Genomic DNA, 17,778 nt, shown 5'->3' with positions numbered 1-17,778 from the left:
GAATGGAAGAATTCTATCAAAATGAAAAATTGAGATCCTATTGGAGGATTCAATGTATGAAAATTTGTAAACAATGCGGGTCCCCGATGAAAGAAGATGCTTGGGAAGAAATCCATATGATGGACGATCATATGATAGTAGATTCGTTTCTAGCATGGGTCTGCGAAAAGCAGTGCGGGTATTATGAAAAGATGAATGGAGACAGACAAGATGCAAACTAATGTAAGCAGCATAAAGATTGTCGGCCAGGAAGGGTCTGATCGATATCTTTTGAGTTTAGGAAATGATCAAGTCAGTATCCTTTATTTAAAGGAAAAAGTCCTTTCCGCCCCGATGCACATAGAATCTTTTTATAGCCATGGGTCCTGGAAGGAGTATCAAGGGAATCTAGATTTAAACAATCTTCTTCCTCTACTTCAGGTGGAGGTAGCTCTTGGCGGCTCATTGATGCCTTTCAGTGAGCTATACAGTAGTGAAGAAGAGTCTAAGTGTGTAGTGTTCAGACAAAATGATGCAGACCGAAAACTTCTGTACCAAGAAATTCTACAAGGCAGACTTAGGCAAGGCTGGGGCTATTCTGACCGCTTTTCTTTATTTCAAGGACAGCAAAGCTTTATTCAAAGCTATCAAAACGGGAAAACAGATTTGGCTGGAACGGCTCAAAAACATTGGAATGTGTTATCTAGAATGTTATTCATTAAGGAAGGTGACACCATTGTCATTCCTAAGCAACCTGATTCCCAGCACTTCCTGATTGTGAAAGCCAAGCGTGCACCAAATTCCCATTCCTGTTATGAGTTCAGCCAGCCTTTGGAACCAACAAATGATTACCGTCATGTTGTCTATATTGATCCTGACCATATCCAAAAGGTCCATTATGATTCCCCTCTTACACCCTTAATTGTGAAGAGGCTGCTTAAATCGATCGCCTATTCAAGCCCAGTGAATATGGTTCGAAACCAAGAGTTTAAACAAGCCATTGTAGAGGTGTTTTCATCCAATGAAAAAGAAGAACTTGAAAAAGCCCATCCGCTGCACGATAAGCTGCTAACGATTGAGAACAAGCTGTATACGGAGTGGGTAAAAACGGTTCGAAACCTAACACCTAGTGATTTTGAAAAGCTAGTCAAGAAATGCATGAAAGATAACGGGTTCACCATTCTTAAATCGAATAGTTATGACCGAAAAGGCGGAGATATCGATTTACTATGTTCAAAGGACATTCCTGTGGAAACACCATTTGAACTTAAATCTATTATTCTCACTTATTGTATTCAAATTAAAAAGCACGAAAATTTAACAGGTTCTACCGGGGTCCACCAATTGGTAAGCATGGAAAAGAACTTAATCCTTGATGAAGCTCATGTGGTTCAAAAAATCCTGATTTCCCTTGCTGACGGGTTCACGGAAGAATGCAAGGAAATGGCAGCCGACAATCGAGTAGAATTGATTAATGGGGTTGACTTTGCCCAAATTTATTTTAAAAGTATCTAAGTTACTCTTTTAAGAAAGTCTACAGGGCAGGTTCTGGTGGACCCTCTCAAAAGGGCCATCAGGACCACGATTTTGGCTTTCTCTGTGTAGAATAGGAGTGATAATACAATAGGAGTGATATATGAAGGTAACAGTGGAATTTACGAAAATTAGATTAACTGAATCTGTAGGGTGAAGATTCCCTACTCCTACCACATTTATATCATGTACTTTCTAAATTTAGAGTCGACCCCTCTAAGTCAGATGTAAAATTCTCCAGGATAATCTAAGGAAATCGTTTGTTTGCTACCTCTTTTTCCGTCTATGGCATATTCGGATAGTTCAAAAGCTATAAAATACAAAACTCGTCACATTCCCCTATATGCTATACTATTCAAACGTTTAATTAATAAAGGGCTAAGAGTATATAAAATAAGAGTCTTTCCTGTTTAACCATCAAAAAGTATGTCGAAAATTGGTGGTTTCATTTTTGAAAAGGAACTTATGGGAGTAAAACATATGGAGACATTTCTTTAATTTGGGATGTCTTTTTCTTATTGATATGGGGTGAGCTTAGTCGAAGTAGAAAAACTTCAAAATTTCGCTATTGGACCAAAATGCGAAGTATATTAACTATATCACTTGATATTTTGCTATATACTCATCAAGCTGTTGACTAATTGCTATTGTTTTTTCACTTGCAAGTCCCTCTTTTATCCCAACTTGAATCATTTCTTTTCGTAAGGACTTGATTATTAATAATAAGTTACTCTTTTTATCATAAATTGGCATTGTTAACATAAAAATGGCTCCTATTTACAAATATTCACTAGAAAAAATATAACAAAAAATAGAAGTACGGACAACCAATTTAACAAAAAAGACACAATTTGTTTAAATATAACATCGAGGTCGTAATTCGAAACAATTGTGCAATTGAAATTTGAAAATAAATACCGAGATTCAATTTGTTGGACATATTGTTTGGTAACAGGAAATGAGCGATATTTTTCAATATGGTATCGAATTTGATATGAATAAAACAGAAAAAACGGAACTGACAGGCTTGATAAATAATTTCTCCAATGAGCTTCGAAATAACCCGAAACACCCTAACTGCCAATTTGTTCAAGAAGACAAAATGACCTATTTAAATATTAATCTTTAAGGGGACAGTCCCCCGCTGCTGTAAAGCAGTGGGGGACTGTCCCCTTTATTCAAATTATTTTGTTTGCATAAATGCAAACACTTTCCACCCATCATCTTGTTTTATTGTATAAAAATGAGTTTCTTGCTTTGAACCATCTTTTAGTTCTAGAGTAACAGGTACTCGAACAACTTTTTCTTTAAGCCGCTCATCTAAAAGCCCGGCATCTTCTAAGTCCTTTTCACTTATATCTCCCATATCAATTTCATCATAAAAATCAGCTAATAAATCATCAAAAGTTTCCTCTTTATTTATTTCATATCCATCCAAAGCTTCATCGCTAAGATAACGGAAATCTAATGGAAAATTTGATGCCCTTTCATAAATAGGACTTAATTTTGCGTTTAGCTCCATAAACTCCTTATTATCTTCAGAAACCATATATTCTTCTTCCCCATCTTGATTGTCTTTATATGACTCTATAAAGTTACGAACTGCTGCAGAAGGTGTATCCTTACCACCGCTAAAATACAAAACAAAAATAATGACAATTAAACCAACAATACCTCCAATAAATAATAGTTTTTTGTTTTCCATAATCTTCTCCACTATCCCATCATCCTTTTATATTGATGGGGACAGTCCCCCGCTGCGTTAAAGCGCCGGGGGACTGTCCCCTTATTTAGGTCTCCTTACTCAGGCACCCATTCCGTATCAAAGCCTTGATCATCTTTATAGACCTTAAAATCCCCTGAATTCACGAAAAGCCTGAAATCTCCTGACTCGTCGTCTCTTGTGCAGTAAAAGGCATAATAGGTTTGACCATTGGTATCTAAATCCCCATCATATGCAACAATGCTAGCAATCCCTACAATCTTCTCATTTACAATCGCCATTGCCTTGTTAAGCGCTGCATTCTTCTCATCTTCATCCGTCGAATCCGGCTCCATCACAATAGGCTGCTCCTGCTCCACAACTTCATTGACAGGTGACTCCCTTTGAAAGTTCGCTTTCATTTCAAGCCCCGAAACAAAGTCTTCCACATACCGTTGGAAGTCAGAGTTCCTATCAAATTCTAGGATATCCGGGTGATCGTTGACCAGTTCAGCCACTACAGCTAGCATCGCTAAACGAGTAGCAATCTCCTCCTCCCTCCACGATTCATCTTCCTTGTCCCCTTTTTCATACTTCTCTCGATACCAGTTGATTTCATCAATAATAGTACAAACCTGTCCATGAAAATAGAGATCTTTACTCGTATTTGGGATCACTGTCCGAAAACCTTCCAACTCATCTTCCAGTTTATCCATCGCCGTAATGGGATCCTTTTTCACCTGAGTGATCGAATTATACCGTTTCTCAAAATCCTTATATAACTTAAGATAGCCTTTATGTGAAACCTCCTCTTCAGCGTTTCTAAGGCTATAAATAAGATCGTGACTGGATATAATCTGTGGCTTTTCCTCCCTAGTATACGGTGTGGTATTAAAGGTAGGATCGATGTGATTCACCATCTCAATCACATCCTTAGGAAACGCATCTTCCGGATCCTCATAAACACTCCATGTTCTCATGGCCTCCACAATATCTGTATTGACCCTGACCATATCTTCCTGCTTGGTACACCCCACTACTAAGCTTAAAAGCAACACAGCGACACTGCACCCTTTTACAAACTTCCTCACTTGCTATTCCCCCAAAGTTGTCATTCTTCTCTATCTAAATCTAGCTTATTTTAAAGTAATCGAATCAAATGGTGCACCAGAAGACGCTCCATCACTTCGATGAACAAAAAGTGTGTGGTCTCCAATTGTGTAATATAACGTGTACGAGGAATCCGTTTCGCTCATTCCTTCCTCATCTGGTTTGCCTAATGTTTGAATCATTTCATCATACGATAGATGAATAGGTAGATTAAGAGTATACACCGGAGAGTCAGGATAATCCTCATAATCATAATCCACACCTAACCCGCAATGACAGTTCTTATATAGAAGCACACGCCCACCTTCTGCATCTCCTATCCCATCAGGCGTACCTATGACATTCTCAATCGCCGGTCCAATAGGATCACCAATCGAAACCTCAATCCCCTTGATTCGACCTTGCTTAGCAAGCTTCAAAAAGTCGGACCCCATCACCTTTTTGTTATTTGCTTTACTATCTTCCATACTAAAATCAACCGCTTCGGTTTCAGCCGTACCCTGAGAGGAAGCCTCGCCTTGATTCTCATCCTTAAACCCATTCTCTAAAAAACTATAAATAGCCGCATTATGAAACTCATAGGAATCATCCAATAAATACTTCCATTTACCATCCTCTAAATGGAAAAACCACTCAAACTTGAACTCTTCCGGCTCATCCAATCCCTCATAGTTCTCCTTATAATAACTGCCTTTAACTCTAATTAATTCCTCATGCATCTCTGGAGAAAGAACATTATCCTCCTCATCGATATGTAAATCATCCGTAATTTCTTTTATCGTATAAGAGACCATGTTTCCTTCGGACTGTGCAAACTGCTCGCTGATATCTTCCAGCGTTTCTCCTTGCTGTTTATAGAACTCGGAATAGCTTGCCGAAATCACCTCTGCATCCTGATCCTTTAAAGCCTGTACATAAGCTAGAGCCGCCTCATAGGCATCCGGTTTCCACGTGAGTCCTTCTTGTTCATCCGTAGCGAAGAATTTCCATCCTCCTTTTTCCTTATGAAACCAAATCTTCTCACCAGCCCATTTGACATCCGATTCTTCATACGGAGAGTAATCCTCTCGTGTTTCCCCCTTTGAATCAAAAAACAAAGACACGAGATAATATTTCTCCTCTTTATTCGTTTTCGATGTTTCTCTAGGTAACCGGTCTCTCACTCCTATAACGCTTATCTTATAACCTTTGAAAGTAAGAGTGGATTGGTCTATGTCCGATGCAAAGTCATCCTGAGTGATACCCGCCTCTTTAAATACATTCGATACCATATCAAACGCCTTTTGATAGTCTTTGCTTTGGATAGCCTTCACATAGGAAACTGCTTGTCTGGCTACCTCCTTTTCCGTCGACGATAGATTCGGATTCATATCATCCCCGACTGCCTTCTGAGTAGAATGAGAGCACGCTGTTAACATCAATAATAGGATCACTGCCCCCAGCCATCTGTTTAATCTCACAACCATAATCCCCCTAAACTTGTAAAACTTTGTATCTCTTTATTTTTTCGGAAAAAAGCACCAATTGTTTAGGCACAAAACCATAGGGGACGACGGTTCTCCTGGCTCATACACTCCCCTTGGCAACCCAGAAAAAGGGCAAAAAAAAAGAGCCCACAGGCCCTATGAATGATAACTATTGTTACTTGTCTTTCCGCATCTGATACATTTGCTTGTGTAATAACTGTACTTGTGTCGTCTACGTAAGAAACAGAGAATGGATTTAATCTTCAAATAGATCTACTCCTTTGAATTATTAAACCCGGCAGCCCAGCCATCATAGATTACCTTAGACCTGTGACTTTGCGTCCCTACTTTTCAGTAGGTTTGCCTTTATCAGATTAGACTTCATTATAATTAAATATACCATTTTCTAGTATATTCTGAAAACACTAACAATTCGACGTGTATTGACGTGTATCGACAGGTACAAAACCAAAGGGACGGTTCTCCTGGCTCTAACCAAGACCACATGGATCATCCCTATCAACCTATCTTTCGTCATTTTTTTATCATTTTTCTATAGGCTATACTAATTAATCGTTTGGTTAAAACGAGCATAAACACAATAGTTTGCCTATTTCACATCACATCAGGCATAAAAAATTGTCGGCCAACTTTCCGCGAGTTCCCACCCTATTCCACAAAATAGTAGTTATTTCTCACTGATCGACTTCTTTCATTCTTCCTCCCCTATATCCGATACTAATCAAACGATTAGTTAATAAAAGGGGAAAACCTTGAAAATAGTGGGGTCTTGCTTAGAATTCTTAAAAAAAAATGTCGACTACTGTCTCTTAGTTTTCTATTTCCTTTTATAAAAATGAACTCAAAGTGGTAATGGTAACAATTTTTAAGCAAGGACCGGGAATGGTCACTATTGCTTATCCACTCTCGATGCCCTAGATAAGAATTTACCTAAAGCGCATCACTAATACTTACGTTTATTTCATCCCTTTTGAAATTATATTTTAAACCAAAAAACCACCAGAACCGTCCCCTTGGTTCCCTGGTCCCGAGTAAAAAAATAAGGGTGAGCCAAAAATGGCACACCCAAGCATAAACTATTAATTTCCCTTACCTTTATTGCCCTTACCAGGATCTTCTTTTTCTTTTTCTTTTTCTTTATCTTTATCTTTATCTTTATCTTCTTTTTCTTCAGCCTTAGCTTCTTCTTTTTGTTTTTCTTCGGCTTTTTTAGCTTCTTCTTTTTGTTTTTCTTCAGCTTTTTTGGCTTCTTCCTTTTGCTTTTCTTCCGCTTTTTTCGCTGCTTCTTGTTGCTTTTCTTCAGCCTTTTTCGTTGCTTCTTGTTGTTTTTCTTGTGCCTGCTTTACAGCTTCAGTTTGTTTATCTTCCACTTTTTTAACCGCCGCTGTTTCTTGCCCTTTTTTAGCTTCCTCTTTACCAGCTTCTTCTGTCTCTTCAGCTGCCTCCGTACTTACTTCCTCAACGTCGCCAGCTACTTCTTCTTCAACCTTATCCTTTTTCTTGCCTAATTCCTCCTGAAGCTTTTTCTTCTCACGATCAGCCTTCTCAGCAGAAATGCTTCCATCAGTTAATTTTCCTTCAATATCACTCATTTTTTCAGCAAACTTAGAATCTAACTCTTCAAGCCTGCTCATCTTCTTTTGAAGTTTTTCGAAAGTCTTTTGAACGTTTTTCATGATCGCTTGTTGAGCTTTTGGATTTTCAACCTTTTCTAAAGCGAGTAATAGCGCATCTATGTTATTAGCAAGCTTACTTTCTACTACATCTGTATCCTTTTGTTCAGTAGTACCTTCCGTTTCCTCTGAAGACTCTGTAGAATCTGGTAAATTTTCACCAGCAAGCTCCTGCGTGGCAATCGCATCTTTTAAAAGCTGTTCTGCTTCTTCAGTTTTTCCTTCTGCTAGTAGAACATTTGCTTCTTTAATACGTTCAGCTGCAAAATCAGCTAATAATTGAGCTTCCTCATAGTCATCAAAAGTAAACGCAAGGCGAATCTTTTCTGTCATTACTTTAACAAAATAGAAAAAGTCACCAGGGACAAGGGATGGACTTTCTTCTTGAGTTACATCGGTACTTTCATCTGCTGGTGTTTCTTCTGTAACGGCGTCGTCGGTACTTTCAGTCGCTCCATCTGTAGCTGTTCCCTCTGTTGCCTCTTCCTGATCGGCAGGATCCGTAGTTTCATCTGTTACGGTTGAATCGGTTACAGGATCCGTAGTTCCTTGTTGAACTGTATCTCCTGCTGCAGGATCAACCTGAACCTCATTCTCATCCGCAAATGCTTGTCCACCTCCCATAGAGAAAGTGAATCCTGCCGTTAGAACAGTGGTGGCAAGTACATTGCGGAACTTCCTGGTGAATAAAACTTCTTTTTTTGGCATAAAAAAATCCTCCTAAACTAGTTTTGTAAAGGAAGAATGCAGAAATAGCCCAATATAAAAATTGAGTTTTTTCCATTCTTCACTTGGTAGCCCAGCCATCATAGTAAAAATACCGTAGACCTGTGGCTTTGCGTCTCTACTTTTCAATAGATTTGCCTTTTTCAAATGAGAACAAAATAACTCAATTTATTTGTTCAGCATTATTTAATTTAAATATATATTAAAAATAAGGAATTGTATATCTTTTTTACTATGCAAAACATACACTTCCACATGATAGATTGTGAGTAAATCCCTATATTACAGATCTTAATCTGGATCCATCTAATTATATGCAAGAAACAAGGAGTAGCTATTCTCTAGCAAGATTACGGTCAAATCCTCTGAAATCTTCGGCCGCAAAAACAATACCATGACCTTCTATAATTTACCTCCTATTTTCCTGTTTCCTGATTTATACTAATCTCTTCAAAATCATTTAATTTCTCCTTAATATAGTTATATATCCTTTTCATGGGCTGTACTAATGGAGGAATAACAACAACTATGATTGATCCAAGATGTAGCTTTAGCTGAAAATAATGAGAAAGAGCTCTGTGCAGACAGAGCTCTTTCCTGTTAGAATAATTTCTTTAACCGTTATTTTGTTAGCCTCTTTCTCGGTTGATTCCCCATTTTGATCCAAAAACTATTATCATTGTTATCAATAAAAAATCGAATATTAAAAAGCCTCAAAGGTGTCCAAACTTCTCGAAATGAATAATACGGCATACTTATTACCTACTCATCATTAAATTTAGTAAGACTTTTTCCCTATTAAATCTATAATACATAATTTTCAAAAAACAGTATACGAAAATTCCCTTGAATCTTCTTATTCTAGAACAAAATGTCAAGAAATGGACAAATTTCTCCCTTTATGAAAATGAACTCGAGGTTGTTATTGCGACTATTGTTATGTAAGGACCTTAACTAGTCACCATTGCTCTATCCACTCCCAATTCCCTCAATTTAAACAAAATTCATCACTTTCCCCTATATGTTTTACTATTCAAACGTTTAATTGGAACTGCTAGAATCCGCAAGAATAAAGACTTTCTCCTAGATATCAGATAAAAACTTTGTCGCAGATATAACAGAACTCCCCCCTATCCTTCCCTTAAAAAGAACAATTTTCATGAGAAATGCCTTCTTTCGTCTCTCTACCCCCTTATTCGATACTAATCAGACGATTAATTAACACAGGGGTAAAACCAACTAAATAAAGGACTCTTGGTATAAAATCATTGAGAAGAATGTCGAGGTCTGAAAGCTTCTTTTATGGAAAGGTACTTAATGGAGTGACTGAACCTCTGTCTCCCAGCTTGAAGTCGATCACCCTTACTAACAAAATTGACATAATATCTTCCACAAAGAGATTGATTTATAATAAAAAAGGCCTAATTTGAAAAAATTGTAAAATACTTTCGGACCATATATAATAGTTAAATTAATATACTTCTTGGGGGATTTATCTGATGAAAACTGAAAAAAAGAAGAGAAAATGGCTTAAGGTAACGGGAATTATCTTACTAATTCTCTTTATCGGTGTTGGAGTTTACGCTTATTCTGTCTATCACTCTCTTAAAAATGCGGTAGAAACCATGCACCAACCAATTGAGCGTAAACAATCGGAAAAACGTCAGGAGCCTGTTGAGTTATCGAAGAAGGATCCTTTCTCTGTATTAATGTTAGGAGTAGATGAACGCAAAGGTGATCGTGGTCGTTCAGACTCGATTATTGTGTTAACTGTTAATCCGAACAATCATTCTGTTAAGATGCTAAGTATTCCACGTGATACTAGAACGGAGATCGTTGGAAAAGGGAAAGAGGATAAGATTAACCATGCGTATGCCTTTGGTGGAGTTCCAATGGCCATGGATACAGTAGAAAACTTCCTTGATATCCCAATTGATTATTATGTACAAATTAATATGGAAGGTTTTAAAGATATTGTCGATGCGGTTGGAGGAGTAACCGTTCAAAATGATTTACAATTTACTTCTGGTGGATATGAGTTTCCTAAAGGTGAATTAAAGTTAAATGGTGCGAAAGCATTAAGCTATTCAAGAATGAGACATGAGGATCCAAGAGGTGACTTTGGTCGACAAATGCGACAACGCCAAATTATTCAAGCAGTAATAAAGGAAGGCGCAAGCTTGTCGAGCTTAACTAATTATTCAAATATATTCAAAGCACTTGGGAACAATGTAAAAACAAATCTTACTTTTGAACAAATGTTAAATATCCAAAAGTATTATAAAGACGCAGCAAAAGACATTCAGCAAATGGAAATAAAGGAACAAGGAACTAAAATCAATAAAATTTATTATGGAATTGTATCTACAGAGGAAAAACAGCGAGTACAGAGTGTTTTGAAGAAACAATTAGAGATAGAATAATAAATCACAGGAATAAACCACAGGGGCGGTTCTCGTGGCACAAAAAAATCTTTGATGAAGAAAAAAGCAGCAGATCCGTCCCCTTGGTCTCCGGTCTCCGAGGATTTCTCCTTTTCTACAGGAATACTTTTATGTATAATGGAAATATAATAAATAAGAGAAGTGCGCTAACACTTCTCCCAGCAACCTCAACCGTCAGGGTGGTGGTTGTCAAAAAGCTTATTGTTTGTCTTGAGAACCACCCTTTTGCTTACGACGGCGTAGGGCGGTTTTCTTGTTTTCTAGAACGTTTTTCCGAAAGAAATAAGCGCTCAATTCACGCACAACTCCCTTCAGAACTTCTCTTAGAATTTCAAGAAATGTTTCCATGATTATCACCTCCTTTCCTAAAACAGAAAGAAGATTAACAACCAACCACCCCAACAATATTCAGCTGCAATTTCATTCTATCACTATCCACAACTCTAAAAACCTATCAATCTTCGACAAAATTCGAGGCGAAACCACTGGGACAGTTCTTGTGGCACAAAAAAATCTTTGATGAAGAAAAAAGCCAGCAGAACCGTCCCCCTGACAACCTTCCCCTGGAAACCTTTGGCAATTTATCTTTTAATCCCTTTTACCGTTAAGCACTCTTCTTCCGGCTTCATTTTCACCTGTTTCCATGTTTTTTCACCAACTTTACGAAATTGAGCGATTTCGATGTCTGTTCCATTTGTTAGTGTAAAGAATATAAAATGATAATCAAAGCCATCGGTACCGTGAAAATAAATATGCTTAACATACCCATTTTTTATCGTTGGGTATCTTTTCTGTATCAACTTGCACCAATATCCATATTTAATATCAATAACTGCTTCTGCATCATGCTGCCAAAGATGGTACGGTGCGCATAGAAAATCCTCCGGAAACTGCTGCAAATCTGCAATCCGATACCCTTCTTGTCCGTGAACAAGCTGAATAAATCCGTAAGAATAACCAAAATACTCCGCACTTTTACCCTTAAACCCTTCAATTGTTTCAATCTCATAAAAAAAACGTATACCTCGTTTTCCATCAGGCACCCGACAAAGCTTGATCAAACTCGTATGCCCAATCCCAGCAAACGAACGAAAATAGTCTTCATAGGTTAACGTTTTTTGATATTCCTTAGATAAAAAATTGTAAGCCAGTGGAAATGGAGTCCGTGCATGACCAACCGTTCCGCAGCTTCGCCCTCCCAAGTTTTCAGCTTCACGCAAAATACTAAAATAATTGAGAAGAGTATCTTCAGGGGTTTTAGTCCATTCTGCTGGTATCTGAATTTGGTCGTGTGCTTTTTCAACATACGGTTGCAAGAACTCCGAAGTGGTAAATCTTAAATTTAAAGCCAGTAAACTAGATGGACGAAAATATTTCTGATGATAGGTAGCTGGGTCCACTTGATTCCGTAGTAACACATTCATCACCCCACCTTCAGTTTATGGCCATATGAATATTAGGTGAATGACCCATGTATCTCTTCTCATCATCACTTCCACAAAGGGACGGCTCCCCTGGCTCATATAAATTTCTTGAAGAAAAAAGCCTCCAGAACCGTCCCCACGGTCCAAATTCATATCAAAACGGTTCAAATTTGCAAAAATCAGCATCAAATTTGTTTTTTGAGGCCAAAAGAGACTCTTTTCCTTCTCTTTTCCCTTTCAAAAATGAAAAAGCTCTATTCGATTAAAGCCTTTATTCTCGGTATCTTTAAGCTACCTAGGAATAAATTGGAAGCATGCTGTCCCGAAAGGATCCAGCAATGGATAGCTTTAATCAGTTAGTCGAGCAGTATAACCCCATGATTCATAAAATCATGCACTCTCTTCATCTTTACCGTAACCAGGATGAATTCTATCAAGCAGCATTAATTGCCCTCTGGGAGGCAGACAATCGCTTTAACCCAGAAAAAGGAAGCTTCACCAACTATGCGTACACCTATATTAAAGGGAAACTCCTAATGGAGCTGACCCAAAAAAATAAGGATGAGACAATGGTCACTTATCCCAAAGAAGAGTATTGGGAAACCGTACAAGACCAAAATCCTGACACCCCTTTTGATGCTGAGATTCTGCTTTCATATTGCCATGGACTGACAGAAAAAGAAACAAAATGGGTGGTGGGTGTCATCCTCCACGATCAAACCATGAAGGATCTGGCGGTTCAAGAAAACGTGTCTGTTTCAGCCGTGAAGCAATGGAAGATAGGGGCATTACAGAAATTAAGAAATATGCCTCTGAACTAAACCATCCTTTCTTTGGAAACAGTCGGTGACAATCCGGGGCGTGACTGGCGCGGGAAAGTATGGGGGACTGACCCAATTCGACAATAAATGTGTAAATTATCCAAATTTTTTTAAAAAAAGGTATTGAAAAATAGTAATTGGTATCTATACGCATACCACTTACGAAAATTTATTATGTTAGTTTTTCCTTATAGTCCACAAGATTGGGTGGTAGAGAGAGCTATGGGAAAAAAAGCGTATGTTAAAATTTATGATTTAATGGATAAGACTGGTTTGTCGCTTAGAGAAATCGGGCGAAGAGCGGATATCGGACATTCAGCATTAAGTGCAATGGGCCAAGAAAAAAGAGAGTTTGTTTACCTTGAGCACTTAAATCGCATTGCCGATACGTTCGATATATCAGATATGCGTGAAATCCTTGATTTTAAAGAAACAGATGATGATTAGTAATACATTTTCTCCCGTGTTTCTCATTTCCAACTCGGTACATGGGTTCAACTCGCCCTGCATTTTCTCTGAAAAAGCAGGGATTATAGAGTTCCTAGCATGATCCTCCCAACTTACATGTTTCTCATAAACCACAGGAATATTGTTACTTACTCCACTTCACCATGAATCGTAAATCCTTATACCATTAAAGAACAACATCACCCCCATCAACCATAGATGATTCACCAGTTACTCACAAAAATGTAAGCGTTTTATTTTATTACAATCAAAGCCGCCACTACCTTTAGTACCTAAATAATAGTGACGGCATCAAGAGGAGGAGCATACACAAAAAGAAGCTAAAATGAGATCTTTTTGAATGACAAACAGTCACTATTTATTTATAAAGGGGTTGGATCGGTTGTATTTAAAGAAATTCTATATTATTAATCAGCACATGATGTACATGGTAAGTTTTTATGACCGGAATGGAAAGTTGATCACTTTAGTCACTCAAGCGAATGGGTCATTTGTGGTTGATAAATCTCCAGTCGAGATTATTGAGGATAGTATTAAGTGTATTGGTTTCGATTTCAAAGGTGCGTTGTCTACGGCAAAATGGATTCTTGGTGATATCCATATGTGTCCGGTAATGATTAACCCCATACATAAAATTTGTGTGTTTCCTACTAAATCAGCCAAGCATGAGGATTCCATCTGGTTGAATCCAAATCATATTGTTAGAACAAGCAGCCTTTATAGAAGTACATATTTAGAGTTTACAAACGGTCACACGCTTGAAGTCCCATGTAGACTTGCTGCATTTAATACCAAGCTTAAAAACGCGGAACAATTAAACAGGATTACTGTAGAAATAGGCAGCAATCCTACGGCTTTCTATTTTGAACCGAAGAAAAAGGAATTATCCCTCATCATAACAAAGAGAAAAGAACCGAAGAAGAAGTTGCCTCTCTAATAAGCATCGATTTAGCTATTAAGGATCTGTATCGTGTAATAGAATAATTGGATGAATTGAATGGTTATAAGGATCACAAATAACTAATCCTCGCAATCGGGGTTCCAATCCGCAGCTGGAAGGTCATTTTAAGAACCCCTGTTAATTATGATGAACAAAAGGACAATCTTCGACCAAATCCCTAAATTTTCAACTTCAACTAAACGTTTGATTAGAAACGCTACATCCCTTGATACTAATAGATTTGTATATTAAAAAAGGTGAAAAAATTGTTGCATGGTGTTTATATTTTAAGTATACAGCAAAACATTCTACTACTTCCGCCACAAATAGTTTCTTCATAAAATCTTTGAAGTTCACCATTACAAATAAAAGAGATTGATAATAATACCTAATAGTACCTTTTTCAGAGATAAAGGTTTATAATAATATAGCCCTAATTTGAAAAAATTGTAAAATACTTTGGACATATATAATTGATAAATTAATATACTTCTTGGAGGATTTGCCCAAATGAAAACTGAAAAAAAGAAGAGAAAATGGCTTAAAGTAACAGGCATTATATTACTAGTTCTCTTTATAGGTGTGGGAGTTTACGCTTATTCTGTCTATCACTCTCTTAAAAATGCGGTAGAGACCATGCACCAACCAATTGAGCGTCAACAATCAGATAAACGCCAGGACCCTGTTGAATTTACGAAGAAAGTTCCTTTCTCCGTCTTAATGTTAGGAGTAGATGAACGAAAAGGGGACCGCGGCCGTTCGGACTCCATGATTGTGTTAACTGTTAACCCAAAAAATCATTCTGTAAAAATGCTAAGTATCCCACGTGATACTAGAACGGAAATCGTTGGAAAAGGGAAAGAGGATAAGATTAACCATGCGTATGCCTTTGGAGGCGTTCCAATGGCCATGGATACAGTAGAAAACTTCCTTGATATCCCGATTGATTATTATGTAAAAATTAACATGGAAGGCTTTAAAGATATTGTTGATGCGGTTGGCGGAGTAACTGTACAAAATGATTTACAATTTTCTTCAGATGGATTTGAGTTTCCTAAAGGTGAGATAACATTAAATGGTGCGAAAGCATTGAGCTATTCAAGAATGAGACACGAAGATCCAAGAGGGGACTTCGGCCGACAAATGAGGCAACGCCAAATTATTCAAGGCGTTATTAAGGAAGGCGCAAGCTTATCGAGCTTAACGAACTACTCAAATATATTCAAAGCACTTGGTAGCAATGTGAAAACGAATCTCACATTTGAACAGATGATGGACATCCAAAAGAATTATAAAGACGCAGCAAACGACATTCAGCAAATGGAAATAAAGGAACAAGGAACAAAAATTGATAAAATTTATTATGGAATTGTATCTTCAGAGGAGAAACAGCGAGTACAGAATGTTTTGAGAGAACAATTAGAGATAAAATAATAAAAAAGGCATTACTATTTGCTGAATTCTATTATCCCTATGCTAATGAACCATACAAGTAATAGTTTTCAAGTTCAAAGGAATTAATTTACTATAAACTATAGCCCTTTCAGCAGTATTCATATAAAAGAATACAGCTAAAAGGGTTATATTAAATTTATTATTATAAAGAGTACTGCTTATTAAAATAATTTTGGTACTCTCCGCTGATAATTTGCTCCCACCACCACTTATTGTTTAAATACCAATCAATGGTCTGAGCAATACCAGTTTCAAAGGTATAAGTTGGCTTCCAACCTAAGTTCTCTAACTTTGTAGGATCAATTGCATATCGTTTATCATGACCTAAACGATCTGTTACAAATTCAATTAACTCTTCAGATTTTCCTAGTGTACTAATAATTGTTTTAACCACGTCTAAATTAGTTCGCTCATTATGACCACCAACGTTATAGACCTCACCATTTACTCCTTCATGCAATACAAGATCAATGGCTGAACAGTGATCTAACACGTGTAACCAATCACGGATGTTCTTCCCATCCCCGTATACAGGAACCTTCTCATCATTTAAAACCCTAGATATTGTTAGTGGAATTAACTTTTCAGGAAAGTGAAATGGTCCATAGTTATTTGAACATCGTGTGATATTTACTGGAAGTCCAAATGTTTCATGGTAAGCCCGTACTAAGAAATCAGATGACGCCTTACTTGCACTGTATGGGCTATTTGGTTGTAACGGAGTTTCTTCAGTAAAGAATGTACTTGGATCAAAATCTAATTCACCATATACTTCATCTGTTGAAACATGAACAAACTTCTTAACTCCTACCTGCTTAGCTGCATCAAGTAATACTTGTGTTCCTAACACATTTGTACGTACAAAAATTTCCGGCTCCGTTATAGAACGGTCCACATGACTTTCAGCTGCAAAATGAGCTACATAATCAAATTTCTCTTTTTCAAAAAGTGTAAAAATTGTCTCACGATCGGCAATATCCGCTTTAACAAAATGGTAGTTGTCCTTCTTTTCAATTTCTCGGTGCTTGGTCAAATCACCAGCATATGTTAATAAATCTAAATTATATATATCATATTGTGGATACTTATCCACCATGAATTGAACAAAGTTCCCACCAATAAAACCTGCTCCACCAGTGACAAGAATCTTTTTATTCGTCATTATTTCACCTCATGTAGTAGTGCACTTAAGTAACGATTTAAGGAGTCCTGCCAAGATGGCAACGAATTAAATCCTTTATCGATTAACTTTTGCTTAGACATTCGAGAGTTCTTGGGCCTAATAGCTCTAGTAGGATATTCTTCAGTTTTAATTGAATTTACTTTTACGGATTTCTCTGCCAAATGGAAGATTTCCCTTGCAAATTCAGCCCAACTGCAATAGCCCTCATTGGTTGCATGGTAAATACCAAATCTATCTGTTTGTATCATATCTAATAATAAAACTGACAAATCTTGAGTATTAGTAGGGGATCCGATTTGATCACCAACTACATTTATTTCATTACGAGTTTCTGCCAGTCGTAACATCGTTTTAACGAAGTTGTTTCCGTTCAAACCAAAAACCCAAGATATTCGCACTATGAACCATTCTGATAATAAGGATTGAATTACTTTCTCAGCTTCATATTTTGTTTTACCATAATATCCTTCTGGGTTAGGTGTGTCGGATTCAACAAAAGGCATATCCCCTTCACCATTAAAAACATAATCAGTGCTGATATACATAAACTTGGCATTTAGTTCTTTTGCTGCACTTGCCAAATACTTCGTACCATTAACATTAACATTCCAGCAGTTTTCCCTATCATCTTCCGCCTTATCAACTGTGGTATATGCTGCACAATGAATAATAGCATCTGGATTAGTCTCTTTTACATATTTGTAAACTGCATGTTCATCAGTTATGTTCAAATCTTTTGAACCAACACCCACCATGTCAAATCCGTATTCCAATCCCTCTCGCACCACATCAAATCCCAATTGTCCTGTATAACCGGTTACTAGTATTTTCAT

The 17,778-nt window shown here is 37.3% G+C and carries 17 protein-coding genes and 2 riboswitches; of the genes, 8 read left to right on the top strand and 9 right to left on the bottom strand.

Annotation, left to right across the window (positions count from 1 at the left end):
* Nucleotides 1–56 precede the first annotated feature (56 nt).
* Both AC3A54_RS19510 and AC3A54_RS19505 read left to right on the top strand, forming a co-directional pair.
* A complete protein-coding gene (locus tag AC3A54_RS19510) occupies nt 57–221 on the top strand; it encodes a hypothetical protein (RefSeq protein WP_487655806.1) in 165 nt (54 codons plus the stop codon).
* A complete protein-coding gene (locus AC3A54_RS19505) occupies nt 211–1,494 on the top strand; it encodes a restriction endonuclease (RefSeq protein WP_487655805.1) in 1,284 nt (427 codons plus the stop codon). The genes AC3A54_RS19510 and AC3A54_RS19505 overlap by 11 nt, the downstream gene beginning before the upstream one ends.
* A gap of 612 nt (nt 1,495–2,106) precedes the next feature.
* Here the strand turns inward: AC3A54_RS19505 and AC3A54_RS19500 are convergent.
* Nucleotides 2,107–2,274, bottom strand: coding sequence for an aspartyl-phosphate phosphatase Spo0E family protein (locus AC3A54_RS19500; RefSeq protein ID WP_487655804.1), 168 nt, complete (start codon nt 2,272–2,274; stop codon nt 2,107–2,109).
* A gap of 196 nt (nt 2,275–2,470) precedes the next feature.
* Between AC3A54_RS19500 and AC3A54_RS19495 the strand changes: the two genes are divergently transcribed.
* Complete coding sequence (locus tag AC3A54_RS19495) at nt 2,471–2,641, top strand: hypothetical protein (protein ID WP_487655803.1); 171 nt, start codon at nt 2,471–2,473, stop codon at nt 2,639–2,641.
* 54 nt (nt 2,642–2,695) lie between these two features.
* On the opposite strand, the gene AC3A54_RS19490 is transcribed toward AC3A54_RS19495, so the two are convergent.
* From AC3A54_RS19490 to AC3A54_RS19475, 4 genes are all read right to left on the bottom strand, one after another.
* On the bottom strand, nt 2,696–3,229 hold the full coding sequence (locus AC3A54_RS19490) for a hypothetical protein (RefSeq protein WP_487655802.1): 534 nt from the start codon (nt 3,227–3,229) through the stop codon (nt 2,696–2,698).
* 83 nt (nt 3,230–3,312) lie between these two features.
* On the bottom strand, nt 3,313–4,305 hold the full coding sequence (locus tag AC3A54_RS19485; protein WP_487655801.1) for a hypothetical protein: 993 nt from the start codon (nt 4,303–4,305) through the stop codon (nt 3,313–3,315).
* A 45-nt stretch (nt 4,306–4,350) separates the two neighbouring features.
* A complete protein-coding gene (locus tag AC3A54_RS19480) occupies nt 4,351–5,784 on the bottom strand; it encodes a hypothetical protein (RefSeq protein ID WP_487655800.1) in 1,434 nt (477 codons plus the stop codon).
* A gap of 300 nt (nt 5,785–6,084) precedes the next feature.
* Nucleotides 6,085–6,165: riboswitch (cyclic di-GMP riboswitch) on the bottom strand.
* 725 nt (nt 6,166–6,890) lie between these two features.
* The gene (locus AC3A54_RS19475) at nt 6,891–8,192 is read right to left on the bottom strand and encodes a DUF5667 domain-containing protein (protein WP_487655799.1); all 1,302 of its coding nucleotides are present in this window, start codon (nt 8,190–8,192) and stop codon (nt 6,891–6,893) included.
* A gap of 82 nt (nt 8,193–8,274) precedes the next feature.
* Nucleotides 8,275–8,359: riboswitch (cyclic di-GMP riboswitch) on the bottom strand.
* A 1,350-nt stretch (nt 8,360–9,709) separates the two neighbouring features.
* Here AC3A54_RS19475 and tagU (AC3A54_RS19470) point away from each other — a divergent pair.
* Nucleotides 9,710–10,633, top strand: a complete 924-nt coding sequence (gene tagU, locus AC3A54_RS19470; RefSeq protein ID WP_487655798.1) for a polyisoprenyl-teichoic acid--peptidoglycan teichoic acid transferase TagU — start codon at nt 9,710–9,712, stop codon at nt 10,631–10,633.
* Nucleotides 10,634–10,852: 219 nt separating this feature from the next.
* Here tagU (AC3A54_RS19470) and AC3A54_RS19465 read toward each other — a convergent pair whose 3' ends face one another.
* A complete protein-coding gene (locus AC3A54_RS19465) occupies nt 10,853–11,002 on the bottom strand; it encodes a hypothetical protein (protein WP_487655797.1) in 150 nt (49 codons plus the stop codon).
* A gap of 233 nt (nt 11,003–11,235) precedes the next feature.
* Nucleotides 11,236–12,078, bottom strand: a complete 843-nt coding sequence (locus AC3A54_RS19460; protein ID WP_487655796.1) for a hypothetical protein — start codon at nt 12,076–12,078, stop codon at nt 11,236–11,238.
* Nucleotides 12,079–12,392: 314 nt separating this feature from the next.
* On the opposite strand from AC3A54_RS19460, the gene AC3A54_RS19455 reads away from it, so the two are divergent.
* The 4 genes from AC3A54_RS19455 (at nt 12,393) to tagU (AC3A54_RS19440) (ending at nt 15,741) form a co-directional block, all read left to right on the top strand.
* The gene (locus tag AC3A54_RS19455) at nt 12,393–12,899 is read left to right on the top strand and encodes a sigma-70 family RNA polymerase sigma factor (RefSeq protein ID WP_487655795.1); all 507 of its coding nucleotides are present in this window, start codon (nt 12,393–12,395) and stop codon (nt 12,897–12,899) included.
* A 222-nt stretch (nt 12,900–13,121) separates the two neighbouring features.
* Nucleotides 13,122–13,346 (top strand): helix-turn-helix domain-containing protein, encoded by a 225-nt coding sequence (locus AC3A54_RS19450; RefSeq protein ID WP_487655794.1) that lies wholly within the window; start codon nt 13,122–13,124, stop codon nt 13,344–13,346.
* Between the two features lie 403 nt (nt 13,347–13,749).
* On the top strand, nt 13,750–14,304 hold the full coding sequence (locus AC3A54_RS19445; RefSeq protein WP_487655793.1) for a competence protein ComK: 555 nt from the start codon (nt 13,750–13,752) through the stop codon (nt 14,302–14,304).
* Nucleotides 14,305–14,817: 513 nt separating this feature from the next.
* Nucleotides 14,818–15,741 carry a polyisoprenyl-teichoic acid--peptidoglycan teichoic acid transferase TagU gene (gene tagU, locus AC3A54_RS19440; RefSeq protein WP_487655792.1) on the top strand — a complete coding sequence of 308 codons (924 nt, stop codon included), beginning with the start codon at nt 14,818–14,820 and terminating at the stop codon, nt 15,739–15,741.
* A 163-nt stretch (nt 15,742–15,904) separates the two neighbouring features.
* Here the strand turns inward: tagU (AC3A54_RS19440) and rfbB are convergent, their stop codons facing one another.
* On the bottom strand, nt 15,905–16,924 hold the full coding sequence (rfbB, locus tag AC3A54_RS19435) for a dTDP-glucose 4,6-dehydratase (RefSeq protein WP_487655791.1): 1,020 nt from the start codon (nt 16,922–16,924) through the stop codon (nt 15,905–15,907).
* A complete protein-coding gene (gene rfbD / locus AC3A54_RS19430) occupies nt 16,924–17,778 on the bottom strand; it encodes a dTDP-4-dehydrorhamnose reductase (RefSeq protein WP_487655790.1) in 855 nt (284 codons plus the stop codon). Before rfbD ends, rfbB begins: the two co-directional genes overlap by 1 nt.

It is taken from the genome of Neobacillus sp. Soil_C_43 (assembly GCF_057656715.1).
This window is presented reverse-complemented; position numbering and strand designations above follow the sequence as displayed.

Coding starts and splice junctions, on each gene's coding strand:
- AC3A54_RS19510 (WP_487655806.1), top strand. CDS start 57: ATGAAAATTTGTAAACAATGCGGGTCCCCGATGAAAGAAGATGCTTGG.
- AC3A54_RS19505 (WP_487655805.1), top strand. CDS start 211: ATGCAAACTAATGTAAGCAGCATAAAGATTGTCGGCCAGGAAGGGTCT.
- AC3A54_RS19500 (WP_487655804.1), bottom strand. CDS start 2,274: ATGTTAACAATGCCAATTTATGATAAAAAGAGTAACTTATTATTAATA.
- AC3A54_RS19495 (WP_487655803.1), top strand. CDS start 2,471: ATGAGCGATATTTTTCAATATGGTATCGAATTTGATATGAATAAAACA.
- AC3A54_RS19475 (WP_487655799.1), bottom strand. CDS start 8,192: ATGCCAAAAAAAGAAGTTTTATTCACCAGGAAGTTCCGCAATGTACTT.
- tagU (WP_487655798.1), top strand. CDS start 9,710: ATGAAAACTGAAAAAAAGAAGAGAAAATGGCTTAAGGTAACGGGAATT.
- AC3A54_RS19465 (WP_487655797.1), bottom strand. CDS start 11,002: ATGGAAACATTTCTTGAAATTCTAAGAGAAGTTCTGAAGGGAGTTGTG.
- AC3A54_RS19460 (WP_487655796.1), bottom strand. CDS start 12,078: ATGAATGTGTTACTACGGAATCAAGTGGACCCAGCTACCTATCATCAG.
- AC3A54_RS19455 (WP_487655795.1), top strand. CDS start 12,393: ATGCTGTCCCGAAAGGATCCAGCAATGGATAGCTTTAATCAGTTAGTC.
- AC3A54_RS19450 (WP_487655794.1), top strand. CDS start 13,122: ATGGGAAAAAAAGCGTATGTTAAAATTTATGATTTAATGGATAAGACT.
- tagU (WP_487655792.1), top strand. CDS start 14,818: ATGAAAACTGAAAAAAAGAAGAGAAAATGGCTTAAAGTAACAGGCATT.
- rfbB (WP_487655791.1), bottom strand. CDS start 16,924: ATGACGAATAAAAAGATTCTTGTCACTGGTGGAGCAGGTTTTATTGGT.
- rfbD (WP_487655790.1), bottom strand. CDS start 17,778: ATGAAAATACTAGTAACCGGTTATACAGGACAATTGGGATTTGATGTG.